The 25,944-nt window shown below is 58.6% G+C and carries 24 protein-coding genes; 9 read left to right on the top strand and 15 right to left on the bottom strand.

The features are described from left to right. The first annotated feature begins 14 nt into the window (after nucleotides 1–14). On the top strand, nucleotides 15–935 hold the full coding sequence (locus BLP99_RS18615; RefSeq protein ID WP_072395659.1) for an NADP-dependent oxidoreductase: 921 nt from the start codon (nucleotides 15–17) through the stop codon (nucleotides 933–935). A 4-nt stretch (nucleotides 936–939) separates the two neighbouring features. Here the strand turns inward: BLP99_RS18615 and BLP99_RS18610 are convergent, their stop codons facing one another. The 3 genes from BLP99_RS18610 to BLP99_RS18600 are packed head-to-tail and all read right to left on the bottom strand — an operon-like array spanning nucleotide 940 to nucleotide 3,384. After that, a complete protein-coding gene (locus BLP99_RS18610) occupies nucleotides 940–1,893 on the bottom strand; it encodes a hypothetical protein (protein ID WP_092181386.1) in 954 nt (317 codons plus the stop codon). Between the two features lie 16 nt (nucleotides 1,894–1,909). Next, entirely contained in the window at nucleotides 1,910–2,179 is a 270-nt protein-coding gene (locus tag BLP99_RS18605) for an acyl carrier protein (protein ID WP_072395663.1), read from the bottom strand. Between the two features lie 20 nt (nucleotides 2,180–2,199). Continuing rightward, entirely contained in the window at nucleotides 2,200–3,384 is a 1,185-nt protein-coding gene (locus BLP99_RS18600) for an MFS transporter (RefSeq protein WP_092181383.1), read from the bottom strand. A gap of 358 nt (nucleotides 3,385–3,742) precedes the next feature. Between BLP99_RS18600 and BLP99_RS18595 the strand changes: the two genes are divergently transcribed. Genes BLP99_RS18595 through BLP99_RS18575 form a run of 5 tightly spaced genes read left to right on the top strand, consistent with a single transcriptional unit; the run spans nucleotide 3,743 to nucleotide 8,742 of the window. Next, entirely contained in the window at nucleotides 3,743–5,128 is a 1,386-nt protein-coding gene (locus BLP99_RS18595) for an AMP-binding protein (protein ID WP_168199074.1), read from the top strand. Between the two features lie 51 nt (nucleotides 5,129–5,179). Next, nucleotides 5,180–6,124 (top strand): chlorinating enzyme, encoded by a 945-nt coding sequence (locus tag BLP99_RS18590; RefSeq protein ID WP_072431416.1) that lies wholly within the window; start codon nucleotides 5,180–5,182, stop codon nucleotides 6,122–6,124. A 53-nt stretch (nucleotides 6,125–6,177) separates the two neighbouring features. After that, a complete protein-coding gene (locus BLP99_RS18585) occupies nucleotides 6,178–7,095 on the top strand; it encodes a beta-ketoacyl-[acyl-carrier-protein] synthase family protein (protein ID WP_072395680.1) in 918 nt (305 codons plus the stop codon). Nucleotides 7,096–7,127: 32 nt separating this feature from the next. Then, nucleotides 7,128–7,379: an acyl carrier protein gene (locus BLP99_RS18580; protein ID WP_072395690.1), complete on the top strand. Its 252-nt coding sequence runs from the start codon at nucleotides 7,128–7,130 to the stop codon at nucleotides 7,377–7,379. A gap of 43 nt (nucleotides 7,380–7,422) precedes the next feature. Continuing rightward, nucleotides 7,423–8,742, top strand: a complete 1,320-nt coding sequence (locus tag BLP99_RS18575) for a tetratricopeptide repeat protein (RefSeq protein WP_072395699.1) — start codon at nucleotides 7,423–7,425, stop codon at nucleotides 8,740–8,742. A gap of 45 nt (nucleotides 8,743–8,787) precedes the next feature. Here the strand turns inward: BLP99_RS18575 and BLP99_RS18570 are convergent, their stop codons facing one another. The 7 genes from BLP99_RS18570 to BLP99_RS18540 all read right to left on the bottom strand — a co-directional run bounded on the left by BLP99_RS18570 (nucleotide 8,788) and on the right by BLP99_RS18540 (nucleotide 13,775). Continuing rightward, nucleotides 8,788–9,747 carry an amidohydrolase family protein gene (locus BLP99_RS18570; protein ID WP_072431414.1) on the bottom strand — a complete coding sequence of 320 codons (960 nt, stop codon included), beginning with the start codon at nucleotides 9,745–9,747 and terminating at the stop codon, nucleotides 8,788–8,790. Beyond that, nucleotides 9,740–10,330 (bottom strand): gamma carbonic anhydrase family protein, encoded by a 591-nt coding sequence (locus BLP99_RS18565; protein ID WP_072431413.1) that lies wholly within the window; start codon nucleotides 10,328–10,330, stop codon nucleotides 9,740–9,742. Before BLP99_RS18565 ends, BLP99_RS18570 begins: the two co-directional genes overlap by 8 nt. A gap of 17 nt (nucleotides 10,331–10,347) precedes the next feature. After that, nucleotides 10,348–11,160 carry a class I SAM-dependent methyltransferase gene (locus BLP99_RS18560; RefSeq protein WP_072395706.1) on the bottom strand — a complete coding sequence of 271 codons (813 nt, stop codon included), beginning with the start codon at nucleotides 11,158–11,160 and terminating at the stop codon, nucleotides 10,348–10,350. Further along, on the bottom strand, nucleotides 11,144–11,659 hold the full coding sequence (locus BLP99_RS18555) for a GNAT family N-acetyltransferase (protein WP_072395708.1): 516 nt from the start codon (nucleotides 11,657–11,659) through the stop codon (nucleotides 11,144–11,146). Before BLP99_RS18555 ends, BLP99_RS18560 begins: the two co-directional genes overlap by 17 nt. Beyond that, nucleotides 11,634–12,116, bottom strand: a complete 483-nt coding sequence (locus tag BLP99_RS18550) for a hypothetical protein (RefSeq protein ID WP_072395709.1) — start codon at nucleotides 12,114–12,116, stop codon at nucleotides 11,634–11,636. The genes BLP99_RS18555 and BLP99_RS18550 overlap by 26 nt, the downstream gene beginning before the upstream one ends. 175 nt (nucleotides 12,117–12,291) lie before the next feature. Next, a complete protein-coding gene (gene argP / locus BLP99_RS18545; protein WP_072396092.1) occupies nucleotides 12,292–13,188 on the bottom strand; it encodes an HTH-type transcriptional regulator ArgP in 897 nt (298 codons plus the stop codon). 371 nt (nucleotides 13,189–13,559) lie between these two features. Then, nucleotides 13,560–13,775, bottom strand: a complete 216-nt coding sequence (locus BLP99_RS18540) for a DUF1737 domain-containing protein (protein ID WP_092181380.1) — start codon at nucleotides 13,773–13,775, stop codon at nucleotides 13,560–13,562. Nucleotides 13,776–14,247: 472 nt separating this feature from the next. On the opposite strand from BLP99_RS18540, the gene BLP99_RS18535 reads away from it, so the two are divergent. The 3 genes from BLP99_RS18535 (at nucleotide 14,248) to BLP99_RS18525 (ending at nucleotide 17,163) form a co-directional block, all read left to right on the top strand. After that, nucleotides 14,248–14,607, top strand: a complete 360-nt coding sequence (locus BLP99_RS18535; protein WP_072431409.1) for a DUF6124 family protein — start codon at nucleotides 14,248–14,250, stop codon at nucleotides 14,605–14,607. A 318-nt stretch (nucleotides 14,608–14,925) separates the two neighbouring features. After that, the gene (locus tag BLP99_RS18530; protein ID WP_092181378.1) at nucleotides 14,926–16,200 is read left to right on the top strand and encodes a glycoside hydrolase family 68 protein; all 1,275 of its coding nucleotides are present in this window, start codon (nucleotides 14,926–14,928) and stop codon (nucleotides 16,198–16,200) included. Nucleotides 16,201–16,803: 603 nt separating this feature from the next. After that, nucleotides 16,804–17,163 carry a DUF6124 family protein gene (locus BLP99_RS18525; RefSeq protein WP_092181376.1) on the top strand — a complete coding sequence of 120 codons (360 nt, stop codon included), beginning with the start codon at nucleotides 16,804–16,806 and terminating at the stop codon, nucleotides 17,161–17,163. 83 nt (nucleotides 17,164–17,246) lie between these two features. Here BLP99_RS18525 and BLP99_RS18520 read toward each other — a convergent pair whose 3' ends face one another. The 5 genes from BLP99_RS18520 to hsdR form a co-directional block, all read right to left on the bottom strand. Beyond that, the gene (locus BLP99_RS18520) at nucleotides 17,247–18,158 is read right to left on the bottom strand and encodes a restriction endonuclease (RefSeq protein WP_092181373.1); all 912 of its coding nucleotides are present in this window, start codon (nucleotides 18,156–18,158) and stop codon (nucleotides 17,247–17,249) included. A gap of 63 nt (nucleotides 18,159–18,221) precedes the next feature. After that, nucleotides 18,222–19,595: a restriction endonuclease subunit S gene (locus tag BLP99_RS18515; protein WP_143007963.1), complete on the bottom strand. Its 1,374-nt coding sequence runs from the start codon at nucleotides 19,593–19,595 to the stop codon at nucleotides 18,222–18,224. Then, a complete protein-coding gene (locus BLP99_RS18510) occupies nucleotides 19,592–21,133 on the bottom strand; it encodes a class I SAM-dependent DNA methyltransferase (protein WP_092181370.1) in 1,542 nt (513 codons plus the stop codon). Before BLP99_RS18510 ends, BLP99_RS18515 begins: the two co-directional genes overlap by 4 nt. Before the next feature lie 50 nt (nucleotides 21,134–21,183). Then, on the bottom strand, nucleotides 21,184–22,182 hold the full coding sequence (locus tag BLP99_RS18505; protein ID WP_092181367.1) for an Abi family protein: 999 nt from the start codon (nucleotides 22,180–22,182) through the stop codon (nucleotides 21,184–21,186). Between the two features lie 268 nt (nucleotides 22,183–22,450). Continuing rightward, complete coding sequence (gene hsdR, locus BLP99_RS18500; protein ID WP_092181364.1) at nucleotides 22,451–25,927, bottom strand: type I restriction-modification system endonuclease; 3,477 nt, start codon at nucleotides 25,925–25,927, stop codon at nucleotides 22,451–22,453. Between the last annotated feature and the right edge of the window lie 17 nt (nucleotides 25,928–25,944).

Here is a 25,944-nt window from a genome sequence, read left to right as displayed (position 1 = left end):
GAGGAGTCTGCCAAATGAAGAGCGCTTTGATTCACGAGTTCGGTAGCCCGGATGTGCTGGTCGCTGGTGAAGCGACCCTGCGAACCCCTCAACCCGAGGAAGTCGTCGTCAGCGTCGAGGCCGCCAGCGTCAACCCGCTGGACGTCAAGATCATCGCCGGCTACATGCAGCCGATCTTTCCCGTGACGTTTCCCTATGCGCCAGGCACGGATTTCAGTGGCGTGATCGAATCGGTGGGCGAGCGGGTGAGGCACCTGAAGGCCGGCGACCGGGTCGTCGGCCGCACCACCCCCAGCCACGGTGGGGCCTTCGCGCAGCGGCTGGTCATCGCCGCCGCCGAGCTTTGCGTCATTCCCGCGTCGATGGGTTTCGAACAGGCCGCCGCCTTACCAACGGCCTATGGCACCGCCGCGCAGGCGCTGTTCGACGTCGGCAAGTTGCAGCCAGGGCAGCGGGTCCTGATCCATGCCGGGGCCGGGGGCGTGGGCAGCATGGCCATCCAGCTGGCCCAGCTTGCCGGCTGCCATGTGATCGCAACCGCATCGGCGAAGAACATCGAGCTGGTGAAAAGCCTGGGCGCCGACGAGGTCATCGACTACCGGAGCCAGACCCTTGAAGGTGTGCGGGATATCGACCTGGTGCTCGATACCCTGGGCGGCGAGACGCTCGAAGAGTCCTGGCAGGTGCTGCGCCCCGGGGGACACATCTCGACCTTGGTGGAGTTCAACATCCAGGGACGGGACGGTTGCACAGGCGAATTCGTCTTCTTCGCCAGCGCAGTGCCGTTCCTTCCCGAGGCGGTCAGGCAGTTCAGTGCGGGCCGGCTGCAAATCATCATCGATTCGAGCTTTACCTTGTCCGACACCCGCGCGGCGCTGGAGAAGGTCGCCACCGCCCACGCGCGGGGCAAAGTGCTGATTCGTCCGGGTACCTGAGCGGTCAGGCCTGGACCACCGTTTGTCGATGCATCGAGCGAAGGTCGTCGAGGTAGTCAGCCTCCAGGCCTTCCAGGGCAGCGCACCGCGTGACCAAGTCGCGGCGACGGACCTTGCCGGTGATCTGCGCCATGGCCATCAAGCCCTTGAGCACACCGGCCTCCTGGGCAAACCGCTGGACCCGTTCGAGGGTCGCCTCGGGTACGCCGGTCATCGACAGGTAGCGGGCAAAGCAATTGCGCGAGCCAGCCAGGAGCGTGAACACGTCATGCAGCGCGCGAAACTTGGTCGTGTCGCAGGCCAGGGGGTTGTCCAGCAGCGCTTCGAGGTGGCCGTAGAACCAGGGTTCCACCTTGAAGCCGTCCAGGAATGCCTGATGGCGCTGGCGGAATGAACGCTCGAGACTGTGTCGTGGCGGTGTCCACTCCAGGCAGAACATGCGGCGACTGCCCTCGTTCTGGAAGAACTGGTCGATCACTTCCTGGGGGTAGCGGTATTCGCACAGCACACTGGCGGCATTGTCATCGACGATGTCCCAGGTGCCGTCGGCATGGGCCTGGCGCAGCACGACAACGTGCTGGGCATGTGAGCTGCGGTATTCGGGACAGTGTGCAAAGTAATACACGTCCCCCGACAGGAAGGCGCAACCGTAGGCCTGGATCTGCTGGTGGATGACCGGCAGCAGCTCATCCAGGTGTTCGGCCTTGCGCTCATGAAAACGTACGCCCAGCAGCGCCAGGTCGTCGTCGGCGAAATAGCCGCTTTGCAGCGCGTACTTGGCTTTGTTCTGCACCACCATCTGCTGGAAGATATCGTCCACCGCCGGCAAGGCGTTGTAGAAGAGCCAGTCCACTTCTATGCCCAGGCGTTTCATGAACACAACGGCATGGCGCTGGAAGCAATTGAGGAAACGTCGGTCGTACAGGTGCACATCGTAGGCAAACGGTTGTTCTTCCATGACGGGCGATCCTCGCCTAGGCAGTCAGGTAGTGCTCCAGGAGGAGCCCGGCGACAGCTGCCGGGCTGCCCAGGAACTGGGGGGCCAGATGGTCGGTTTCGAACTCGATCTCAAAGGCATCCTCCAGGCGCGTCACCAGGAGCATCAGCTTCATCGAGTCCACCCCTGCTTCGAGAAAAGACAGCTGCGGGTCGACCTGGACGCTTTGGGGCGCCACTTCCTTCATCAGCGCGTAGACCTGCGCGAGCACGGTCTGTCGATCGGTTTCAAGCTCTGTGGAACTCATCGGATGCCTCCATCAATCAATCATGAGCGCGCCAGCGGAACGGGCTGCGCGGGGCGACGCAACTGGGCCAGTCCCAGCAGCCCGAGGGCGGTGACCAGGCCGGTGCCGATCATCAGCGCCGGGCCGGATGTCGGGCCCAAGACCGATGCGGAGGTCGCAAAGGTCAATAACAAAGGGCCGGTGGCCTGCATCGAATAGGCGCAGAACGTGCTGCGACTGCCCACCAATGCCGCCTGGCCATCGTTGTTCGCGCAGCGCATCAATTGGCTGCGAACGGCGATTCGCAGGTGGTTGGTGACGAATCCGACCAGGAACGCCCCGACCAGCGACAGCGGCACCAGGGGCGCCAGGACCATCAGCGCATCCACCACGATCAGGGCGCTGGCGAACAGCACCAGGCGGTGCTTGCCCAGGGGCAGCAGCGCGGCCAGGAAAGCCCCGATGCCCGCGACGCCGGACGCGATGCCGAAACTGGTGGGGCTCCAATGGTTAACTTGCTGGTAGACGACCGGCATCATGCTGTTGAAAGCGCCGATGTGCAGGGCGATCAACCCGAGGCAGGCCATCCAGCCGTAGGGCATTTCGAACGTATCGTCCTGGCTTTGCCTGGCCTGCCGAGGGGCAGGGCCCGGGGCCTCGACGATGACGCTGCGCCTCATCCGGCCGGCCAGCAACGCCGGGCTCAGGGCCGCCCCCGTCAACGCCACGGCCATCAGAAAGACCGAATCGTCGAGCAGGCCCAGCAGTGCGCCACCGGCCAACGATCCCGAGAAACCGCCGACCTGGATGGCGGTTTGCATATAGCGCGCGGCATCGTCCGCCGGTAGCCAGCCGGCGACGACCCGGCGGGTGTTCTCGATTTCCAGGGAGCTTGCCGTGAGGAAATCGACTGTCCCCACCAGCAAGGCGATCAACAGGAAGACACCCAGGGCCGAGGCCAGTCCGGACCAGGCGAAGAGTGCCGCAATGGCAAAGGCCGAGATACGCAACGCCACCAGCCAAGGGGCGTCGATGTTGGCCGCTCGTCCTCGACTCAGCAGATCCAGCGCGAAGGGAACGGCGACCGAGAGACACAGGACCACGCCAAGGGGGACGCTGGAACCGGAGAGCTTGAGCGACATCCAGATCACGCCGGTCAATACGGCCTGGTCGCAAGCCGTGGACAGCGCAACGACACCGTAGAACAGCAAGTTTCGCGACGACATGAATGAAACTCCGGTGGGGCCAACCGCGTGACGGGCGAGTGACCGGGGCGTGGACCGTCGAACGAGCGCCTCGAAGCAAACCCGCCCGCCACAGCCTTGATGATCGGCAGAGAGGGCGCGACGAGGACGCCTGAAAATACCCAGGCCCCGACATGCGGCGCAACTTGCGTTAGCAAAACTAAAGGCCACTGCAAAAACCTAACGCAACGCCACGAGGGTGTTTGCCGGTAGTAGGCTCTGACGACCGATGCCATCGGACGCAGGAGCGAGCGGCGTGGAAAGTGAAGGACTGCAAACACTGATTTCAAAGTTGAAAGGCAACCCGCGCAATGGGGTTGTGTTTCATCAACGTACGGAAATGGAACGTGTCCGGTTCGCTGACGTGTACCAGGAGGTTTCGCTGGTTTCGCGCCAGCTCGCCGAGGTAGGCCTTCAGGCGGGCATGCAGGTCGCGGTGATCGCCGAGAACGGCAAGGCGGCTTTTTTACTGGACCTCGCTTTATTGAATATCGGCTGCATCGCCTTGCAGATTCCCGAGAAAACCGCCCGCAGCGCCCTGGCCGACATCGGCCAGCAGAACATTGCCTTTGTGCTGGTCAGCGCCTTGTACCGCGACGAGGTGGACCCTGGCTCATGGGAGCCCGTTGGAACATTCCATGGCTTGAGGCTGTGTCGGAACCGGGCGTGTCCGAATGCCTTCGCTGCGGTTGCGGGGCCCACCATTTTCTCCTCCGGCACCAGCGGCAAAGAGAAGAAGATTCGCGTCAACAACGCCACCGTCCTGCTCAATGCCCGGCAGTTCTTCTCGGCCATCGACGCCCGGCCGGACGACAGTTTCCTGATCTTCCTGCCCCTGTCCAATTATCAGCAGAAGCTGTTGATCTACGGGTGCATCGATGCCGGCATCGACATCGTGCTCAGTGGCATGCAGACCGCCATGCAAGCCCTCAAGCAGACCTCCCCGAGCCTGTTCCTGGCCCCTCCGCTTTTTTATGACGCGATGTGGCGCCTGGCCGATGGCAATGGCCAGAAGCTGCGCGAACTGTTCGGCTCGAACATGCGACAGATGTGGAGCGGCATGGCTGCGTTGCCGCAGGCTGTGCTGGACGGATATCACACGGCGGGCCTGCCGCTTCTGGAAGCCTATGGCATGACCGAGTACGGCCCCATCGCCGTCAACACCCTCCAGCACAACCGACCGGGTTCGGTCGGTCGGGCACTGGTGCCGGGCAGCGTGACCCTGGAAAGCGACGGGGAGATTCTGCTCAGGTCGCATCGGCGGCTGACCTGCGGATACGTGGACCAGCCAGAAGAAGTCGCCAGGGCGGTGTATCGGGACGAAGTCGTCATTGCCACCGGCGACGTCGGCCGTATCGATGCCGACGGCTATATCTTCATTGAAGGCCGCAAGAACGACACGATCATCACATCAGGTGGCCAGAAAATTCACCCCACGGCCGTCGAGCAGTCATTCAACAGCCTGCCTGGCGTGCAGTACGCCGTGGCGCTGGGAGCCCGCCGTCCCCACCTGGGAATGTTGCTGGTGGTCGAACAGATCGATTCGAGCGCCCGGCAACTGATCGAAAAGACCATCGACGATTACAACGCCGGTGCCAGCGTACCGATCCGCAATTATTTCCTGTCCACCGAGCCGTTTACCGCCGAGAACGGTTTGCTGACCCGGAACCTGAAGCTGCAACGCAAGAACATATCGTCCCGATACGAAACTTGCGTATTCAACTGAGTCGCCACGCAAACATTGATCTTCCACACTGAGCAGGCAAGGAGATTTACCTTGGACGCGTTAAAAGAAGACTTCGGACTTAGCGATGAGGAAATTGCTTTCTTCTTCAAGAATGGATACGTAAAGCCGTTCAAGGTTTATGAACCGGAAGAGATGGAGCGGCAATGGCGAACGGTGCGGCTGCAGACACTGGACCGCAGCAACGCCGTGTATGCCGACAATACAATCTCCAACGCCGGCAACAATAACCTCGCCAACTATGACCGGCACCTGGATATCCCTTTCCTCGGCCAGCATGTCTGCAACCCCAGGATCGTGCACAAGGTGCGCAGCCTCATGGGCAAGGACCTGCTGTGCTGGCGCACCGAGTTCTTCTCCAAGTACCCCGGCGATGCGGGCACCGACTGGCACCAGGCCAATACCTTCGCCGGCGTGGCGGGGCGTCCCCATATCGTCTGGCCCGATGACTCGGGACGTCGCGGGACCCTGACCGCCTGGACCGCTTTCACCGACACGATGAAAGACACCGCCTGCATGGCGATTGTCCCCGGCACCCACAACATGATGCATTACGACGAAGAGAAGCGTCTGATCTTCAACCCCGAGAAGAACAACAACCTCGTCAAGGACGGCGTCCGTCGTGGGCTGTGGGGCTACGATTACCGCGACCTGCAAGTCGACCCGGACTGGAAGCCCGACGAGTCCAAGGCGGTCTACTTCGAGATGAAGGCCGGCGAGTGCGTGATCTTCTGGTCGACGGTGCTGCATTCCTCGCTTCCGCACCTGGGCCTGACCGACAAGATGCGCCTGGGATACTCCGCCCGCTACGTACCCCCGGAAGTCCTTATCCACCCCGATACCGACATGCTCCACGAGTTCGGTGGCGAGGTCAGCCTGGAGAATTACGGTGCTGTCGTGGTGTCGGGCGAGAACCGCTACACCCATAACCGTATCCGCGAAACGAACATGCTGGGCGAGCCGTTCATCCCTGCCTGATGACTCCAGGGCCGGAGCATCTGCGGCCCTGTTCCGTAAAAGGACGAATGCGCATGCGCATAATGATTGACGCTTGTTCCTACGCCCTGGGTGAAGTCGAACGTCCTTATCACGATGTGCCTGACTTCAAGGCTATGCTCGATCGCTTCGGCTATCCGGACGAGCCGGGGGTATTCGGCTGGGGAAGCTACTTCAAGACCGACGGCGATATATTCGACCTGGGCATCAGGTCCGCTCGCCAGACCCTGGCCCAGAGCCGCGTGTCTGCCGGCGATATCGACTTCGTCATGTTCTGCTCGACCTGCTTTCCCGGCAACGAGATCGAGTACATCAATTTCAACGTTCGGCTGTATGAAGGTCTCGAACTGAGAAAGGCCTTTCCCATCGGCGTCACCCTCAACAACTGCATCAGTTTCATGAGTGCCATCGTGATGGCTGAGAGCATGGTGCGCGCCGGTGTCTACAACAACATCCTGATCATCACCGCCGACAAGGTCTACGACGAGTCCATACGCTTCAACAACTTCGCCTTGCTCAGCGATTCGGCGGCCAGTTGCCTGGTCACCCGGTGCGATGGGCCGGGCCTGGAGATCGTGTCTTCGCGTTTCGGCGTCAGCCAGGATCCGATCACCTCCAACCACGGCAAGGACGAGCCCGAACTCTACGGGCGAATCCTGAATGAAGTCCTGGAGACTTCCGGGATCACCCTGGCCGATATCAGCAAAGTGTTCTGCAACAACATCTTCCGCCCCGTGACGCAGCTCAAGGAAACCCGCCTCGGGTTTTCGCGTCGCCAGCTGTACCTGGATAACGTGGCGCGCTGCGGGCACTGCTTCTCGGCAGACACGATGATCAACTACGTCGATTACGCCCGGCAGAACACTCCCGCCAAGGGCCAGAAATTCCTGTTCTCGATCGACGCGCCCAACCTGCGCGCCAATCTGCTTGCCCAATACACACCTCAACCGTGATTCAGCCAATCCCGCTCTCTGGAGGAACGCCCATGAACATGCCAACCCAGGAACTGCACACTCAGACCGACACCGGCCCGTTGTCCACGGTCCACTCCATTTGGGCGGAAGTGCTCAAGCACCCGGCGCAGACCGACCAGGCGGACTTCTTCGACGCCGGGGGCAACTCGATGCTGTTGATCGCGATACTGAACCTGATCCACGAACGGCTCGATCGCGAGATCAACCCGGCCGCGCTGGTCAACGGCATCACCCCGGCCAGGCTCGCTGAACTGGCCGCCTGAGCATGCCCAGGCCGACGCAGAGACCCACAGGGAAGGATTTCTTATGATCGAGTTCATTGATTCTCGCGGTGTGCCTGTGCGAGTGCAGGACGCCGACGAAGCAGACGAATTGGAGACTGCCCTGACAGGCATTCTTGGGATGGAGTTCGATCCACTTCCACTGTTGCAGCGGCGCGAAGTGCGTTGCCCGATTTCTCGGTTGATCGAAAGCGTCGTCAGGTTATCGAGCATGGAGGACCGGCAGATCCAGCAGGCCACGCTGCTGCTGGGCGGTCTCGATCCCGAGTGTTTGAACCCCCGCGAGCAGGGGCACCTGGCGGCCTGCAATCATTGGGTCAATCAGGACTACGAACTCGCCCATGCCTGCTGGCGCGAACTGCTGGCCCAGCATCCGCGGGATGTGGTGGCCTTGTTCAGCGTGCACATGCTGGAGTTCAACATGGGGTGGACCGAGCGGATGCGCGAAACGGTGCTCACCATAAGACCCTTCTGGGGGCCCGCGCATCCCTTGTATGGATACGTGCGCGGCATCGAAGCCTTTGCCCTGGTGGAAAACGGCGACTATGACGCCGCCAGTGTCGCGGCCGAATGCGCGCTGGCGATCAACCCCCGGGACATCTATGCGATCCATGCCGCCTGTCACGTCGGCTACGAGCGCGGGCAGTACGCCCAGACGCTGAAGTGGCTGGACGACACCGAGGACAACTGGGGCGACAACCTCTGCATGCGCATCCACCTGTGGTGGCATCACGCGCTGTTCAACCTCTATATGCAACGCCCGGAGGCGGTCCTGCAGACGTTCCATCAGAAAATCAGGATCAAGAACGACCCCGACGGGTACGAGGACCTGGACGCAGTCAGCCTGTTGTGGCGCTTGTCGCTGACGGGGGTGGATGTTTCCGAGCTGTGGCAGGAAGTGGCGCAATACTGGATGCCTTCCATCGATCAGTCGCAGTACTGGTTCAACGATGTGCATTCGATCATGGCGATGGCCAGCTCCAATCACCAGGTGCTGGTGCAGCGCATCCTGCGACGCATCGACTCCACGTATGCCAAGGTCCCGATGATCGCCAACGTGACACGCACCGTTTGCCGGGGGCTGATTGCCTTCCAGCAGGAGGACTACGACAGCGCCCTGGATCTGTTGAGCAAGATCCTGCCGGCGGTGCGGGCCATAGGCGGCAGCAATGCGCAGCGTGACCTGCTGGAGTTGACCACCATCGAGGCGGCCATACGGGCCCGGCAGTTCGACCGTGCCAGGCAGCTCATCCAACAAGGACGCAGCCTGCGTCATCCTTCGCCTTTTCGGACGTTCTTCGTCGACCGTCTGCAGGACGAGGAGCCGATCCACCTGCGCGCATGACCGAGCCGGAAAAGGCATTGCGCCCAAGGGTGCAATGCACTTTCTTCAGCGCTGCGGGGAAATGATTCCGTCGAGCAGGCGCTGCAGGTTCCCCGAAAGGATCAGGCGCGCATCGTGATCGCTGATGGCCTGGTCCGGATCGACAATGAAGGCGCGCAGTCGCTTGTTGATCGCCTCATGATTGTTGATGGGCCAGTCTGTCCCGAAGATGATCTTGTGATTGATCTCGCTTTCCAGCAGCGTGCTCAGCACCGGCGAACGGCCGCGGGCGTCGATCGCGTGCTGGGCACCACTCAAGTCCAGGTAGACGTTGGGGCGGTACTTGCACAGCTGGATGCACTGCACCTGGTCGTTGACTGCGCCGTGGGCGAGGATGAACGGGATGTTCCGGTAGCGACGGGCGGGCTCGTCCACCCACATGGCCTGGGCGGGAGCAAAGGACAGGGCGGGGGAGGTGGGGCCGATGTGCAGCAGTACGGGCAGGTGGTGGGCGTCACAGTATTCGTAGAACGGCGCGAGCGCCGGATCATCGGCCTGGTAGCCGCAGGGCGGGTAGAGCTTCATGCCGCTGAAGCCGTATTGCTCGATGCCGCGGATGAACAGGTCGAGCCCGTCTCGCCCCCAGCGTGGGTCCACGCCGGCGAAGACCGCGAAACGTCCGGCATGGCGCTGGAGAATGGCCCGGTGTTCCTGGAACATCTCGTCGATGGTCAGCTCGGTATCCGGCAAGGCGAAGGAGAAGTCCGGCAGCAGCAGGACGGAGCGGCTGATTCCGGCCCTGTCCATCGCCGCGATCTGGGCATCTCCCTGGTGATCGGCCAGTTCGCGCTGGAACTGATCGAGGATCCTCGTGCGGGAAACCGGGAATCCACTGGCCCGCAGCTTCACTTCGATATTGTCGGCCACCCCCTCCAGGAAACTCAGCGGTGTGAAGCGTGTGGAAGCGATATGGCTGTGGCCGTCGATGAGCGTCGGTTCGTCAGTGCCCCCGGGTGTGTCACTCATCGCCCACCTGCTGCTGGCGCAGGAAGCGGGCGTAGCGCTCCATCATCTGCCTGACGACGCCTTCGCTTTCGCGGTCGACGCCGAAAACGTAGCGGGGGAAATCCAGCTCCTTCTGCACCGCCCAGAGTTCATCATGCTGGTCGGGGGAAAAGAGTTGTGCCGGGTCGCCCACGGCGATCCAGCCGATGGGCACCGTGGCGCCTGGCTCCAGCACGGTCTTGATATGCACCACGCCGTTGATGCGCACCTCCGCGCCTTTGCCCAGGCGAGCGCCGTTGAAGACCGACGCACCGGTCGCGACGAACACCTCGTCGTCGATGCGGCAGCCGGTCAGATGGCAATGCGGGCCCACCATCACGTGATTGCCGATGTGGCAGTCGTCATGGGCGGTGCTGCGGATCACGGCGTTTTCCATGACGATGCAGTTTTCCCCGATCGTCAGCGCGCCACCTTCCGCGACGAGGACCGCACCGTGTCCGATCACCGTTCCGGCACCGATGGACACATTGCCTTCGAGCACGGCGCTCGATGCAATCCGCGCCGTGGGGGCGATTTTCTGGTTGAGTTTGGCTTTGCCAGGCATGCGCAGATTCCTTTGCGTTACTGTTTTTCTCCAGAGACGAAGAATACGCCGATCCCCGCCCAGCCGCCCGGGCTCTCGATGCTTTGGGTGATCACGGCCATCTCGCGCCGGGCCAGTTCGAGTTCGTCTTCTGGAATCACTTCCATCTTGTAGCCAAAGACCAGGTCGCAGAAAGCGCTCGCCCCGATCAGCGACGTGGATACCAGCAACATGCTGCAGCGGATATCGCCATAGCCGGCCTGTTCGAAATAGCTCGCCAGCTTGCTGCCGACGTGACGGTCGCCTCCGCGAGCGGCTTGGGCCCTGGCCACGCGGGCGAGGAACGACTGCAGCTCGGGCGGCTGGGGCGAGGCGCCGAACCAGCGGTCGTCAATGTCGCAGATGCACAGGCGCCCGCCGATGGCCAGGCTGCGGTGGATATTGCGCAAGGCGCTCAGGGGCTCCGACAGGTGCTGGAAAACCATGCGCGCATAGCTGAAATCGAACTGCCCCGGCTCGGTCAGGCTTTCGTCATACAGGTTGCATTGGCGCACCTGGGCTTCGTCGATGCCGGCACCGGCCAATTGCTTGCGCGTCTCGCTGATGCTGGTTTCATTGCAGTCCAGGGCCATCAACCGGCTGGGCTGGGCCCGAAGCGCAATCTGGGTGGTGATGATGCCCGGGCCGCAGCCGACATCCAGGACCCGTTGTCCCTGGGTCAGCCCGGCTTGCCTCAGATGATCGAACTCCAGGTCCAGCGCAATGCCGGCCTGGGATTTCAGGCGACGCAGGGAGTCTTCATTGTCGCGAAAGGTCCCCAGCTGATACGACTCGTCAACGATCAAAACCATGAGCATTCCCTTCCATTTTTTTCTGTAGCCAGACTATGTCGACCAGAGTGTCCTCCAGCCTTGCGATCCGAGGAATCCGTACACATTCGGAGAAACCCTGAGACTTGCACCCGCGGGCACTGGCGTGGTTCGGCCCCAGGATAATGGCCACCAGCGACTCGAAACCGGCCTCTCTCGCCGAGACCTCCAGGGCTTGCAGCAGTCGGATCCCGACCCCGCGGGCACGCATGTCCCGTCGTACATACACGGCGACTTCCGCCATGGTTTCGTCGTCGGGCCGCGCGGAAAAGGGTTTCAGGGCACCCCACGCGACCGTCTCGCCGTCACTCGACAAATAAACGAGAACGGCGAAACGTCGGTTCTTTCCGAAGTAGGTCAGGGCGAATTTTTCATGGGTGTGCTGGGGAACGTCACAATTGGCGAAAACCTTGTCGGCAATGGCCTGATTGTAGGTTTCCACCATGGAGGGCAAATCATCGGGAGTGGCCGGCCGAATCATCTGATAACTTCCTGTAGAACACGTTCAGCGTCGAATTTCCGCTCGCTCCCACCGCGCCGCCCAACAGAAAGGGGCTGTCGGAAAACCATGAGGCGTGGCGTTGCATATGGCTGTCCACCACACTGATCAGCGTGTGCACGCCTTGCTCTTTGCCCCTTGAGGCGCACGCGCTGGACAGCACATCGAAAACGCTGGAACTGGCATCCTCGTCTTCGCTGTGCAGCACCAGCTTCATGCTTCCGTCATAACCGGCGCGTTCGTGGAACCGAAAGTACACGGCCCAACCCGATGCAACGCCATCGCGGCGCGTGCAAGCATAAGCACCCCCCGGCCGGTGCGGATTGAATATCTCCGCGACACACTCCGCCGGGCTGGAAAAGCGCTGGGCGAGGACCCGTGTCCAGGCGTCGCTCCCCATGCTGTCGGTCAGGCATTTCAAGATTGCATCGGGGGCCATGGGGTGCGCGTGGTAAGCATCCGATCCAGTACTTTTCACGATGACGAGCCCCCTCACTCACCCAGTCTTGATGTCCGTTCGAGTCTACGCCCAAGCATGTCGCGCAAACGGCGCGTTAGATTTTTTAAAGCCACGCCAGTAACGCTTAACGAGCCTTGACGCCGTGGCGGATCGCTCAACAGGGCGCCGGTTGCAGGGACTTGCTGGCGGTATCGATGATGCGCCTTCCCACCAGGTCCTTGACCACCGAGTGGTTCATCCAGCCATGCCAGTAGAGCGGTTCGCGGTAACTGCTGTCCGGCATCAGGTCCACCAGTTGTCCTTCTTCGAGCAGCGGCGCGGCGACATCCGCGGGCATCAGCGTATAGCCCAGCCCCGCCAGGACCGCATCCTGGACCATGGGCAATGAAGGCAAGTAATGACAGGGGAACCGCTCGATCGAGACGCCGAGCAGTTCGCGAAGGAAGGCGGTGTGGCGCGTGTCATTGCGCCCCCGGGTGATCGCCGGCGCGTCGAGCAGCGAATGCGTGCCCATGCCGCGGGCCAGATAGCGGCGCATATAGTCGGGGGTGCTGACACATTTGTATTCCATGGCCCCCAACGGATGGACTTCAAACCCATCGAGGGGATCGGCGACCACCGACACGCACCCCTGGACATCCCCGCGCTTGAGAATGTTCAGGCTGGAGCAACGATCATCGGAAATGATTTCGACACAGACCTGTTCGGCCCGCATCAACTCGATCAACAGCGGGGCGAACCAGGTATTGAGCGAGTCGGGGTGTACACCGATGGCAATCTTGGAGTTCGTATTGCCTTTGCGCGACAGCAACCTCAGCACATCATGTTCGAGCGAACGCAGTGCCGAGACATGCTGCAACAAGGCCTGGCCGGCCGATGTGGGATGAATGGGTCTTTCGCGAATGACCAGGATGGTTGAAAGCGAGTTTTCCAGCGACTTTATTCGTTGCGAAATGGCACCGCTGGTGATGTTGAGCGCCGAGGCCGCGCGTTCAAAGCTCTTGTGTTCGATGACGCAGGCAAACGCTTCCAACTGTTGGCGATCCAGCATGACAACCTCCCTGTAAGCCACTGCGTTATCAGGCCAATAACGCAGGGTCATGAACATCCGTGTGCTCGTGGCTGACTGGCCACCCCACATACATTTTCATTGGCAGCGGCAATCCGAAAACGTCGGATCGTTTGAATAAGGAAGACTGTCATGGGGAACGCTGCCCCAGTTGATCAAATCACAAGCGCGCCCCATAGGGTGGGGCGTTGCGTTCGTATTTCCTGTTCGATACGAATCACGTCGCTTGCGCCTGAGCCGTCGGCATAGTCCGAACGGCTATATTGTTATGCGAACAAAATAGACCCATAACGCCCCTTGAGACAAGCCCTGGATCCAATCCATTCGGCGGGCCGAGTCATGGCTTTGCGGTGCTATCGGGCGTCAGCGAAAGGGGGCGCGGTGGGGGTGCCTGTCGGCCAGAGAATCGCCTGGGCGACGATGGTCCGCTCACCATTGAAAGTGACGGCCGGGCCACCATGCAGCGTATAGCCCATTTTCAACGCATCGCTGACCCGATGACAGAATGCGGCATCGTCGGGGCCTGTCAGCACCCGGTAGATGGGAAGCCCGTCGGGCGGTAGGTTCATGGTCATTCTCCTTGAGTACGACGGCAGCGAAATGCCCTCCGTCCGTTCGACGCCGCCGTGGGGAGCGTCCTGCACACCGTGAGGCAGTCTACTCGCCGTGGATCCGGGCAAACAACGGTCATGCCGCATCGGCCCGCCACCCGACACCGCTGCAATACCCAACCGACACCGCCTTGCGCCGTTGCCTACAACTACGCCAGAATCCGCCGGCTTGTGCGCCTGGGGTCGCGTCGGTAGCTTGGGACCTGTCACTGATTGTCAGTGATCGGGTTTAGTCGCCCGTTGTTGCTAAGTCGCTCAAGCGTCCTTCAGTCAGGGATCTCCCCATCCCTGCACTTGATGGTGGCTGTGCGCAGGGCGCCTTTGGGCGCGCCGATTTCTTAGCTCGTCGGTCGACTAACCTGCGTACAGCTGCCTCCCAATCGTTTAGTCGCGAGCGGGTTGTAGCCTTAACCAAACGAGAGCTAAGGCCATGGTCAAAATTACACCGAACCCCCCAGTCAACGACGAACACGTCTCCCGCGCCCAGACTGCCCGCAACAGGAAAATCGACGACGCAGCCACCCGAGCATTGGATTTCTACCTGAAACCCAAGCCCGACAAGGAAACGTCCGACACTCTCAACACCCTCTTTCGCATCGTTTCCGATGTCGATTCCGAATGCCTGCTGGCCAGCCTCAGCGAGAACCTGGCTTCGGCCAACGCCATGATCAGCGACCTGGCCTTCGACCTGGACGGGTCCAGGCGGCATGTGGCGTTGGGGATCCAGCAGGTGATCGAGTTGAGTGAACTGTTGGCCAATCGAGCGTTGGATATCGTTGAGGTGAGGTAGTCAGCGGACACGCTGCCCCGGATAGGAAAAAGGTCTTGCCACGGCAAGGCCTTTTTTTATGCCCGAATGCAACTCGTCCCGCCTGCCGTGAAAAACCCTAATGTGCAGGCAACGTCTTCGATCTAGCCATGAATTAACTTTCAGGAATATCCATCGCTGAAACGTATCAGCATCCAGGAAAAACTCTGAATATGCATAAATGCATTTTTTTGCTTGACCCCTTTGGGGAGCCTCTATAAGGTTGTTTTCACTGTATGCACATACAGTATTTATCAATCTTTATTCAGTTCAATCCATTCATGGACGAGGTAGTAGCTTATGAAAACCAACGCTGAAAAATTCGGTGTAACCCCCCATCAACCCAGCCTCTGGACCCGCGCCGATGCGTTGAAAGTCCGGGCGGATGATCCCACCACCACCCAGCCTCTGGTCAGCGCGGATTTCCCCGTATTGAGCGACGACGTGTTTATCTGGGACACCATGCCCCTGCGCGACCTGGACGGTAACGTGACGTCCGTCGACGGCTGGTCGGTGATCTTCACCCTGACGGCCGACCGTCATCCAAACGACCCGCAGTACCTGGACGAGAACGGTAACTACGACATCCTGCGCGATTGGAACGATCGTCACGGTCGGGCGAAGATGTACTTCTGGTTTTCCCGTACCGGCAAGGACTGGGAATTCGGTGGCCGTGTGATGGCCGAAGGCGTTTCGCCGACCGTTCGCGAATGGGCCGGTACGCCGATTCTGTTGAACGACCGCGGTGAAGTGGACCTGTATTACACCGCCGTCACCCCAGGCGCGACCATCGTCAAGGTGCGCGGTCGGGTCGTGACCACCGAACATGGTGTCAGCATGGTCGGCTTCGAGAAGGTCAAGCCGCTGTTCGAGGCCGACGGCAAGATGTACCAGACCGAAGCCCAGAACGCCTTCTGGGGTTTCCGCGACCCATGGCCTTTCCGCGACCCGAAAGATGGCAAGCTGTACATGCTGTTCGAGGGCAACGTGGCCGGTGAGCGCGGCTCGCACAAAGTGGGCGAGGCCGAAATCGGCGACGTGCCGCCGGGTTATGAAGAGGTCGGCAACTCGCGCTTCCAGACCGCCTGCGTCGGCATCGCCGTGGCCCGCGACGCGGACGGCGACGACTGGGAAATGCTGCCGCCCCTGCTGACCGCCGTGGGCGTCAACGACCAGACCGAACGCCCGCACTTCGTGTTCCAGGACGGCAAGTACTACCTGTTCACGATCAGCCACACCTTCACCTATGCCGACGGCGTGACCGGGCCGGATGGCGTATACGGCTTTGTCGCAGACTCCCTGTTCGGCCCCTACGTACCGCTCAACGGCTCCGGCCTGGTGCTGGGCAACCCGTCCTCCCAGCCATTCCAGACCTACTCGCACTATGTAATGCCAAACGGCCTGGTGACTTCCTTCATCGACAGCGTACCGACCGACGAAACCGGCACGCAGGTTCGCGTGGGTGGCACCGAGGCACCCACGGTGGGCTTGAAGATAAAAGGGCAGCAGACGTTTGTCGTGGCCGAGTACGACTATGGGTACATCCCGCCGATGCTTGACGTTACGCTCAAGTAATAGCAGCACAGGGGGTTCAGGCAGCGGGTTTGAGGTCGATGACAAAACCGTTGTGGATATGATCGAGATATCCCGCCTGATTCATTGCGATGTTGGTCGCAGGCCCCGTTGAACAACGAGTCGTAACCTTCTTCGCGACTGGCTGCAAGGATGCAGCCAGTCGCGAATGCATTTGCCTGCGACGTATGTACACAAGCCCCTCTGTGGGAGCGAGCTTGCTCGCGATAGCGGTGCATCCGCAACGTTCCGGCCAGCTGTTTATCGCGACTCCACGAGCCTGGCCAAGACCGACATCGCCTTGCGCCATCGCCTACAACTACGCCAGAATCCGCCGGCTTGTGCGTCTTGGGTCCCCTCGGTAGTTTGAATCCGTCACTGCTCATCAGTGATCGGGTTTCGCAGCCCGGACTCTATAGGCGCACAACGTCACCTTCGAAAACAGATCGCCCATGTCTGTGATTTCGTCAGAGGTGGCTGTGCGTGGGAGACCTTCGGGTCTGCCGGTCCCTAGAGTCCCGGTCTGCGAACCCGCGTACAGCTGCCACCCCATACTTCGTTTCGCAGCGAAGGGTGGTAGCTCCAACAGACTCTAGGAGCTTTACCATGGTCAAAATTACACCGAACCCGCCAGCTACAGACGAACATGAGTCCCGCGTTCAGTCTGCCCGCAACAAGAAACTGGATGACGCTGCCAACCGGGCTTTGGATTTCTATCTGAACCCTACGCCGAAGAAAGAAACGTCTGACAAGCCTGACACTATTTTCCGTATTGCGCCTGATGTTGATTCGGAGTGTCTGCTTGTCAATCTCAGTGAAAACCTGGCCTCGGCGAATGCGATGCTCAGTGATCTGGCGTTTGACCTGGAAGGGTCGCGACGGCATGTGGTGTTGGGGATTTTGCAGGTGGTGGAGTTGAGTGAGTTGTTGGCGAATCGGGTTTTGGATGTTGTTGAGGTGAGGTAGGGCGGGGCGTTCGTTGCCCTTCAGGCATAAAAAAGGTCTTGCGTGGCAAGACCTTTTTTATGCCTGAAGTTTGAGGGTAGCGGTCAATCTTCCACGAAATAATCGCTATCCAAATGCTTCACTTCGTAAACCTGTTTGACGTTACAACCCAGATTGTTCTCAACCATCAACCGCGCCAGCTCCAACCCATCGATCAAAACCACTTTGATATCCAGGCTCAGGGCGGCTTCGCGGGCGCCGTTGGAAAAGTCCGAAGTGGTAATGAACACACCCTTGCGAGCGCGTTGTCGGGTGAGGGCGCCGATGAACTTATCGATTTCCGGGCGGTGTACGGTGTTGGTCCAACGCTTGGCTTGAAGGTAGATAACGTCCAGGCCAAGCTTGTCTTCCTTGATGATTCCGTCGATGCCGTCGTCGTTGGTTTGTTGCGTCGCGCGTCCAGCTTCCTTGCGTGAACCGCCGTAACCCATGGCGATCATCAGATCGACCACCAGTTGCTCGAAAAAAGTTGGTGAAGCTGCACGCACCAGGACCAGCAGTTCATCCGCCAATGATTGCGTCAGCGCCTGATGTGCTGCGGCCAGCTGCTCGTCGGGGGTGGCTTGCTCGACCGGTTCGCTCTGCAAGGCTAACGCTGGGTCATCGGCGGGACTGGTCGTATGGAATGCGGCGAATTCAGGGTATTGCTTGAGCCACCTAACGGTAATACGTGCCGGCCCGCTGTTCAGCGCCTCTAGACCGCGTTCGGTGATTTGCACCAGTCCCTTCGCCGGAATGCTCAGCAGCCCCGCCTTATTCAGATAGGTGCGCGCCCAACCGACTCGATTGTTAATGACCGTTTGCTTGCCGGAAGGCAGGCGTTCACTGCGCTCCTCCTCGCTGAGCTGAAACTCATTGGCGATGCGTTCGCGAAGCTCGCTTAGCGCCAGCGGGGTACCGTCGGCAACGGTGGCCAGTGTCGGCCGCATGACGCTCTGAAAATCCGGAATGGGCATAAATGACTTCCTGTTCAATTGCCGAGGCGTAATGTCCAGCGTGCAAATCGTTCAGTGGTGTGCTCAAGCTGATGCCTTGCGCCCGCGCGTGGCTTTGGGGGCGCTGGCACGTTGGGCCTTGATACGCTCCAGCAGCACGCTGGCAGGTTCATCGTTGGGGTCTTGAGGGACCAGTTCCCCGCGGAACGCTTTGGTCAGGATGCTTTGGGTTAGGTGGTCGATGCGTTTTTTTGCTGAGGTGACTTTGGCTTCTAGTTGGTCGGCGAAGGCGAAGAGTTGTTCGACTAGGCGGACGATTTCAGTTTGTTCTTCACATGGCGGCAAAGCGACTGGCAGCCTTTTCACATCTGCTAAATTAATGCCTTTTTGCGCCACACCTCGGATTTTACCAGCCAGTAAACGCTGCCCAACGGGGCTTTGAAGAAGGCATGCTAAGAAGAATGGAAAAACTGACGGGAGTGTCGGAATCATTGCAACTTCACGGCTAATGTTGCAATCGCGCAGAGTTTCGGGAACAACGCCAACATTCCCTACGGAGCCGCGGATTGCCAGTAACACCTCGCCACCTTTAAGCCGAGTCCTTTGGTAGTTTTGCTCGATTTCAGGGGAGACTAGTTTCAGAGCCGACGTTTCGATGAAGAGATACTTTACGTCACCGCACCTAACAGTTGGTACCCCTTTACTGGCTGCATTACCAGTCTGAACAATTCCGTATGGGATCCCTCTCTCTGGCTCAACAAGCTGTTCCAAGGCGTATTTAGTCCAACATGAGGGTAGGGGCTCTCCCAGAAGTTCCTCGGCTCCTGCTAGCTCTTCCGCGCTAAGATTTTTCGATTTAAGATTCGGAACGACATTCTCGTAGTGATTATTTGTCTGACGATAGTGCTCGGTTAGCCGCCCTGAAGTGGCGGCGGCAAGAACGGACTGGCGGAAGCGTTTGATTAATGTAGGGATTGCGTCAATTCGAGCTTTAATAATGTCGACCTGAACTAAAAGTTGATCGAGCTTTTGGGCTGTGCGGGTTTGTTCGGGCAGCGGGGGGAGGAAGTATTCAGCATCCTTTAGAATTTTAAAGTGCCTAGCATACCCTTTGCCTTCAATCTGAAGGTTGCGTAAAAAAAAATATAAAAATCGCCCATTCACCTCGGAGTGTGGTTTGAGGATTTTTACACCGTCGGCACCGGGGATGAATGGAAAATCTATCCATTTTATCTCGCGAGTGTGATCGCCAAAAATTATCAATGGTTTTTCATCGCTTACTACCAAATTTGAATCATCTAGATAGCCTGAGATGAACGCTCGCCCTTGGTCCACAACTGGAAATTTACCTTTAGCTAACAGCTTAGTGGTTTTAACTTTTTTTCCAGAGGTAGAAATTTGTGTGAAAATCTCCTCGAAGCGGACAGGTAGCCAGTTAGCAGGGATGACTTTGCTCATGCCTTATCCTCGTTAGCAGAAAGCCCCATTACTTCAGCTAACAACAATTTCTGCGCTGCCACTTCATCGTCAGCGCCTAGAGCTTTCATCAGCTCTTCCAGTACATGCAGCGTTTCGGTCAGTTCGGCCATGGCTTCGCCAGCCAGTACTTCCGGAGCGGGTAGGTCGAGGGCGTCGAGGCTGTTGGCATCCTTAATCCAACTGATATCTAGGGAGTCGCCTCGCTCTTTGACCTGCTCGCGGCTAAATACACGGAAGCGGCTGATTACTCCGATTCCTTCGACATTTTCGGCGCGCGCGCCGTTGCCGTTGGCGTCCTCGCCATAGGAGTCTTCAAAGGATTTTAAGTGTTGCGCCCCAAACGGCGTGCGTTTGCCAAACCTAGGCATATTGCTACGTAGGTCATAGATCCACGTGCGCTGCGTGCAACCTTGATCCTGACGCGGATTGTCGGCAGTACCTTTCTGAAAAAACAGCACATTTGTCTTCACACCCGGAGCATAAAAAATGCCAATGGGCAGGCGCAGGATCGTGTGCAGGTTGCATTTGTCCATCAGGTCGCGGCGCACGTCTGTACCAACGCCGGCTTCGAACAATACGTTATCCGGTAGCACCACGGCGGCGCGGCCACCGGGTTTCAGGCCACGGTAAATGTGCTGAAGAAAGGCCAGCTGTTTGTTACTGGTTTTGTACGTCAGGTCGTCGCGAGTTGGGCCACCACCGCCCTTGGCTGTACCAAATGGCGGATTCGAGAGGATGACATCAACTTTGGGCAGATTGGCCCCGGTCTGGCCGAGGGCGTTACCGAGGTGCACCACGCCTTCTTCGTCGCCTTCCATGCCGTGCAGCAAAGTGTTCATCAGGGCCAAACGGCGGGTGCCGGGCACCAGTTCGATTCCGATGAAGGCGCGGTTACGTTGAAAACTGCGGGCTTTTTCGTCGAGGTCGTAGTGATCGTCGGTGTTGCCTTTGATATAGGCATCCGCAGCGATCAAGAAACCTGCGGTGCCGGCGGCAGGATCCTGGATAGTTTCGCCGGGCTGCGGCTTGATGCAGCGAATGATGCTGTCGATCAATGGGCGTGGGGTGAAGTACTGTCCTGCACCAGATTTGGTTTCGCTGGCGTTTTTCTCCAGCAGCCCTTCATAAAGATCACCAAGCCCATCGCGGCGGGCGCTGAACCAATCGATCCCGTCCAGGCTTTTGATCAACTGCTCCAGGTGACGAGGTTCTTTCAAGCGGGTCTGGGCGTCGGCATAAATCGCGGCGATCAGCGGGTCGCTGTTTTTGCCCAGGTCTAACAACATCTGGCGGTAATGATCGAGCAGGTTGAGCCCGGACTTGCTTGCCAGGTCAGGCCAGCGGGCGCCCTCGGGCAGTTTGTGGGTGAAGCTGTCGTTGTTCTGGACCTGTTCGAATTCCATCTTGATGAACAAAAGCAATACCAGCTCGGTGACGTAGTCGCTGTAGTTGATGCCGTCGTCGCGCAGTACGTCGCATAGGTTCCAGAGTTTCTGGACGATGTCGGAGTTGGTCATGGGAGCTCTCAGAAAGGATTCATGGCAGCGGGGAGATCGCAAAATTTTATTCAGCCGGGTACTTGCCAGAACGGATCGTTCTGCCAGTCCGGCGGGAAGCCCATGGCTGCCAGGTTGATATCGGCGAACTCATCTAACAACTCATACAAACGTCTATCCCAACTGGTATGTGGACTGACCTGGCGCATCAGTAAATTGAGGATACATAGCACCGTAAACATGCGGGCATGCTGTCCTGGACGTTGTAGATGTTGAGGCCAAGGAAAATTGACGGTTTTGGGCAGTTCAGGGCGGATACCCAGTTCCCGGTTCCACAGCCGCGCGTGATGCGCGCAAATATTGCGAATGGTCGTCAGGGTGTGCAGCCAGGATTGCAGCAATGGACCCGGCAACGCTAAGCGTCGGGCGATGGCCTTTTTGTCGGCATCGCGTGCCAAACCCTTGAACAAGTGCGAGAGTTCGCCAAGGGTAATTTCTTCCATTGCGGCCCAAGCGGGCATTAGGTCGGGTGTGTTGTAAGTCAGTGCGTAATGGCGTGCATAGCTTTCCTTGGTACGCAGGCTTTTGAGCTGCGCTTTGCGGGTATCAGTCGCTTGAGAAGCGTCGATGCGCCGGCATTCCCGCATATGGTCCTGGCGCGCCTTGTCCTGCTTGCTCTGAATGTTATCGAGCAGAGCCTGATGACGATAATCGCGCTGAAAGAAACGACTTTCCAGATACCAATGAGCGCCATAGTGCGGTCCCATATGGTTGCTGATGGCGGCTCGGGCCGCGACTTCAATACGTTCAATGGCATCAATGACTAACAGCCGCAAGCGTCGGTCAAAGTCGTATAGGCGAGTGAGCGATCGCAGCCGTGTACCGGGCTTAAAGCCGTGCTCGGCATCTTCAGAAATTTGGAAAGGGCGCATATAAGGCGTGAGGCGAAAGAAGCTAACGGCTTCGAGAAAGCAGTGCGCCTTGCCTTCGTCCAAGATAGTGAGCCCGCGTTGTTTGAGCAGGGCCAATTGCGCAGGAATATCAATGGCTGGCTTGCTGAAAAGCTTCATGCGGAAAAACTACCAAGCATAAAAAACCCGCTCAATTTGTGCGTAGCTGCCGGAGCAACCATAGGCATGGCGGGTGTGTTGCGTGAGAGGTTATGCACAGATGTTCCGTTTTGCAAGTTTTTTGGCGCCGCAGGGATGAGTGGAACAGTGGCTCCCTGCGTATCTGCGCGATTCCGCTGCTGCTTCGCGTGCCTGGGGGTAAGGACGCGTGGCCTCGGATCTGGGGCAGCGGATGATGACCACCGGAAAACCCTCGAGCAGTTCAGGCTCATCCAGCAGCCGACCAAAGATTATCGTTCAGTGCTTCCAGTACCAAATCCAGTTTCCCGCCCAGGTTGCGGTCCAGCCCCTTGAGTCCTCCATCGCCCCTAAAGGCATCATTGACCTGCTGCGGATCAATCACCACTTCGTGCACCAGTTGCTTGGCAAGACGCTCCAGCCAACGGCGTTGTACGGGTGTCCAAGGCTGCAAGGCGTAAATCCCCTGCATGGCATTGGCGACGCGTTGATCGAATGGCAGCAATGCTTCGCCAATGGCCGCCTGGCGGATGTAACCGATGATGCTGGCGGCGATTTCCTGATTGGTCTGATTGCGCCAGGCGCTTTTCAGGCTGGCTTCGCTGAAGCCGTTCTGATCGAGTAGCAGTCGTACTTCTCGCAGCTGTCCGCGCGTTAGATCTTTGGGACGGTTAACCACGACGCCAAGGGCCGCGGACTGATTAAGTTGTTTGTGGATGAACTCATGAAAGCTCTCCAGATAGTCCGCGGGTTTTTGGTATTGCCCATAGTTTTGCTCGCGGACCATCAACTTATCGGCATGGGGGGAGATGACTGGGTACTTTTCCGAACCCAACAGGGCGCTGACGGCGGCTAACTGGTCGATCAGTTGGCTATGTTGACGAACAAAATTAGCGGCTTGCTGCGGACCTAGTTCATGCAGGTGCTTATGCAGCTTGGCTGGTTCAACGCCCCAGATCTCCTGCAGTTCATCAAGCTTTCGTTTGAGGCCTGGTTTGTTTTCGGCCTTATGTTGAGCTTTGCGCAGGATGCGCATGATACGTTGGCTGAGTTGATCAAGCACGTCATGGGCATGGCTGCTGTCTTCCTGGCTGCCGGGGGCGTCGTGGCTCGCACTGCTGGTGAGTTCACCGACCAATTGTTCCAGCGAGATGTTAGGGTTTTTCACCAGCGGCTTCATGGTGTCGACCGCTTCCAGGCTGGCGTAAAGGTCGACCGGGTCGTAGATGCGGAACACGGTCTTTCCGATTTCGTCGCATCGACGGGTAGCACGGCCTTTCATTTGTTCATAGAGAATGCGCGAGCGTACGCGGCGCATGAACACCAAATTACAGATTTTCGGCACATCGATGCCAGTGGTTAACAGGTCGACGGTAATGGCTATGCTGGGGTGTGGTTCGTTCTTATAGCGGCGAATCAGTTGATCGACCTTGTCGCTCTGGCCAGTAATGATGCGCACGGTCGCTTCGTTGTACTGCTCTCCGTAGGCTGTCTTAAAGGACTCATCAAGCAGGTTCTTTACTCGTTCCGCATGGGCTTGGTTGACGCAGAAAATCATGGTTTTTTCTTCGCCGAACGGGTCCAGTTCGTTGGCCAGTGCGTCGCAGATGACCTTGTCGAAGGCTGGTGTTATGACCGTACGGTTGAACGACTCGATATTAAAGGTGAGTTCGTCGTCCAGTTCCGCTGCGTCGACCTCACCGGTCAAGGTGTTAATCACGCTGACCGATTCGCCCTTTTCAAAACGGATGCCATGTTTACTGAGTTGGGTTTCATAGCGGATCGGCGGCTCATGATCAATGAGCCAATCGTCAGCAACAGCTTCCCTATAGCTGTAGGTGTAAACCGGCTTTCCGAAGATTTCACTGGTGTGTTTGGCTGGCGTGGCCGTGAGGCCGATGCGGCAGGCATCGAAGTGATCAAGCACACGACGGTATTGGGAGAGGTATTGGCTGTGATCGCGCACGGTCAGTTCACCCTCGGTCATCTCCTGATCGAGCGTGTAACCCCGGTGGGCTTCGTCGACGATGATGCAATCGAACTCACCTACGGATGGTGGGGTATCCGAGCGGAAAATCCGACTGACCATGGCTTGGACAGTGGCTACCTGGATGCGGGTTTCCGCTTCTGCGGCCATGTCGCCGAGCTCTTTAATGTCGTAAATCTGCCCCAGAGTATGATTCTGCTCAAGTGTGGTGTCGTTGAACGAGTCAATGGCCTGTTGGCCAAGGGCGCTGCGGTCAACCAGAAACAGGATGCGCTTGAAGCGTTCGGTTTTGAGGAAACGATACATCAGGCCAATGATGGTTCGGGTTTTACCCGTGCCGGTGGCCATGGCCAGCAGGCAATCTCGCTGATTGTTAGCCAGTGCCTGTTCCACGGCCTGGATGGCTTTCTCTTGGTAATCCCGCAATTTAAGGTAAGCGAAGCCTTCGACTTTGAGCTTGGCCTCGGCTTCCGCCTGGCTGCGTTTGAGCAGATCTAGTAAGTCGTTTGGCTTGTGAAAGTCTTGCAGCGGCCGGCGCGTATTGGCAGGGCTGCGCAGATCACGGAACCAAGTGCCGGACTGCTCTGCAAGCTGCTTAATAAAGGGACGACCGTTACAGGCGAAAGCAAAGGGCACGCGGAAATGGCTACCGTCACCATCGCTCCAGGGGTGTGCTTGGCCAGCTTGCAACCAAGGCTGTACATGCTCACTGGATAGGTTGAACTCGCGGGCATAACGCTCAGCCTGGGGAATTCGGTCGGCAATATTGATGCGTTTACGCTTGGCTTCGACGATGGCGATAGGCATTAGGCCAGCGAACAGCACATAGTCGGCGCAGGCTTTGGGGCTGCTGGTTGGCCATTCGGCGATGGCTTTGTTTTTACCTTTCTCGGGACGTGCACCTTTGCTGTAAGTGAGGTCAAGAGAGTCTGCATCCCATCCGGCATCGATTAATTGCTGATCGATCAAAATGCGGGTGAGGTCTTCCGAAAGATCAAAGCTACTGCTGGCCTGTTGGGTTTTCTTGGCAACCTGTTTGCTGGCCTGAGGCTGTGCGGCCAGTTGCTGCTGCAGTGCTTTAAGGCTTTGCTCATGCTCTGAGCGCATCTTTTGTAGGGCAGCTTCGTGCTCTTTGATCAGTTGCTTGTTGCTACGCGACTCAGCATCCATTTGCTCGGCAAGCACAGCGTATTCTTCGGCTTCGCGCTTGAGCAGTTCGGCAAGTTGTTGGTTATTTTCCAGCTGTTGGCTGGAATCGTTGAGCTGCGCTCTGAGCTGTTCGATTTGATTTTGCAGGTCGCGTAGTGGGGCGCTGGGGTCGCTGGGGGTAACGAAAGGGCCGGGTTTGAAGGACTCGGCGTTCTTGCCGAAGGACCGGTGATACCAGATGGCTAAGGCCCGACCGACCTTTAGTCCATCCATGGCTTCACGATGCTGAGTATGGAACCCGTGAGTGGCTCTGTTCCCTTCAACACGCAGGGTATGAAACAGGCTGCGGATGTTTTGATCCAGCTGGATTTCGCGGCTGAGCTTGTACAGCAGGTCGGACTGAGAGGTGTGGGTATCAAACTCGATACCGGCGCGACTGGCCAAATCCTGGGCCAAGGCTTCGCCAAGTTGGCGTAGTTTGATTAACGTTGTATTGGGATCGCTGGCGAATACCTGCTCGGCTGTGCTCGCAAGCTTTAGGAAAACGGGATCGTGTTCCATGAGAAAGGCGAAATTACTGCTGGCTGCCATGTTCGATCCTTCGGTTG

The sequence above is a fragment of the Pseudomonas sp. NFACC32-1 genome (assembly GCF_900101215.1).
Lineage (GTDB): Bacteria > Pseudomonadota > Gammaproteobacteria > Pseudomonadales > Pseudomonadaceae > Aquipseudomonas.
Note: the sequence above shows the minus strand (reverse complement) of the source record. Positions and strands in the feature narration are given on the sequence as shown.

Bases quoted from the DNA above. Each gene is read 5' to 3' on its own strand.
- BLP99_RS18610 (WP_092181386.1), bottom strand. From the start codon at position 1,893: ATGGAAGAACAACCGTTTGCCTACGATGTGCACCTGTACGACCGACGT.
- BLP99_RS18575 (WP_072395699.1), top strand. From the start codon at position 7,423: ATGATCGAGTTCATTGATTCTCGCGGTGTGCCTGTGCGAGTGCAGGAC.
- BLP99_RS18560 (WP_072395706.1), bottom strand. From the start codon at position 11,160: ATGGTTTTGATCGTTGACGAGTCGTATCAGCTGGGGACCTTTCGCGAC.
- argP (WP_072396092.1), bottom strand. From the start codon at position 13,188: ATGCTGGATCGCCAACAGTTGGAAGCGTTTGCCTGCGTCATCGAACAC.
- BLP99_RS18505 (WP_092181367.1), bottom strand. From the start codon at position 22,182: ATGAAGCTTTTCAGCAAGCCAGCCATTGATATTCCTGCGCAATTGGCC.
- BLP99_RS18525 (WP_092181376.1), top strand. From the start codon at position 16,804: ATGGTCAAAATTACACCGAACCCGCCAGCTACAGACGAACATGAGTCC.
- BLP99_RS18510 (WP_092181370.1), bottom strand. From the start codon at position 21,133: ATGACCAACTCCGACATCGTCCAGAAACTCTGGAACCTATGCGACGTA.
- BLP99_RS18600 (WP_092181383.1), bottom strand. From the start codon at position 3,384: ATGTCGTCGCGAAACTTGCTGTTCTACGGTGTCGTTGCGCTGTCCACG.
- BLP99_RS18520 (WP_092181373.1), bottom strand. From the start codon at position 18,158: ATGCCCATTCCGGATTTTCAGAGCGTCATGCGGCCGACACTGGCCACC.
- BLP99_RS18555 (WP_072395708.1), bottom strand. From the start codon at position 11,659: ATGATTCGGCCGGCCACTCCCGATGATTTGCCCTCCATGGTGGAAACC.
- BLP99_RS18530 (WP_092181378.1), top strand. From the start codon at position 14,926: ATGAAAACCAACGCTGAAAAATTCGGTGTAACCCCCCATCAACCCAGC.
- BLP99_RS18570 (WP_072431414.1), bottom strand. From the start codon at position 9,747: ATGAGTGACACACCCGGGGGCACTGACGAACCGACGCTCATCGACGGC.
- BLP99_RS18565 (WP_072431413.1), bottom strand. From the start codon at position 10,330: ATGCCTGGCAAAGCCAAACTCAACCAGAAAATCGCCCCCACGGCGCGG.
- BLP99_RS18540 (WP_092181380.1), bottom strand. From the start codon at position 13,775: ATGAACCTACCGCCCGACGGGCTTCCCATCTACCGGGTGCTGACAGGC.
- BLP99_RS18605 (WP_072395663.1), bottom strand. From the start codon at position 2,179: ATGAGTTCCACAGAGCTTGAAACCGATCGACAGACCGTGCTCGCGCAG.
- BLP99_RS18585 (WP_072395680.1), top strand. From the start codon at position 6,178: ATGCGCATAATGATTGACGCTTGTTCCTACGCCCTGGGTGAAGTCGAA.
- BLP99_RS18535 (WP_072431409.1), top strand. From the start codon at position 14,248: ATGGTCAAAATTACACCGAACCCCCCAGTCAACGACGAACACGTCTCC.
- BLP99_RS18595 (WP_168199074.1), top strand. From the start codon at position 3,743: ATGGAACGTGTCCGGTTCGCTGACGTGTACCAGGAGGTTTCGCTGGTT.
- BLP99_RS18580 (WP_072395690.1), top strand. From the start codon at position 7,128: ATGAACATGCCAACCCAGGAACTGCACACTCAGACCGACACCGGCCCG.
- BLP99_RS18615 (WP_072395659.1), top strand. From the start codon at position 15: ATGAAGAGCGCTTTGATTCACGAGTTCGGTAGCCCGGATGTGCTGGTC.
- hsdR (WP_092181364.1), bottom strand. From the start codon at position 25,927: ATGGCAGCCAGCAGTAATTTCGCCTTTCTCATGGAACACGATCCCGTT.
- BLP99_RS18515 (WP_143007963.1), bottom strand. From the start codon at position 19,595: ATGAGCAAAGTCATCCCTGCTAACTGGCTACCTGTCCGCTTCGAGGAG.
- BLP99_RS18550 (WP_072395709.1), bottom strand. From the start codon at position 12,116: ATGGCCCCCGATGCAATCTTGAAATGCCTGACCGACAGCATGGGGAGC.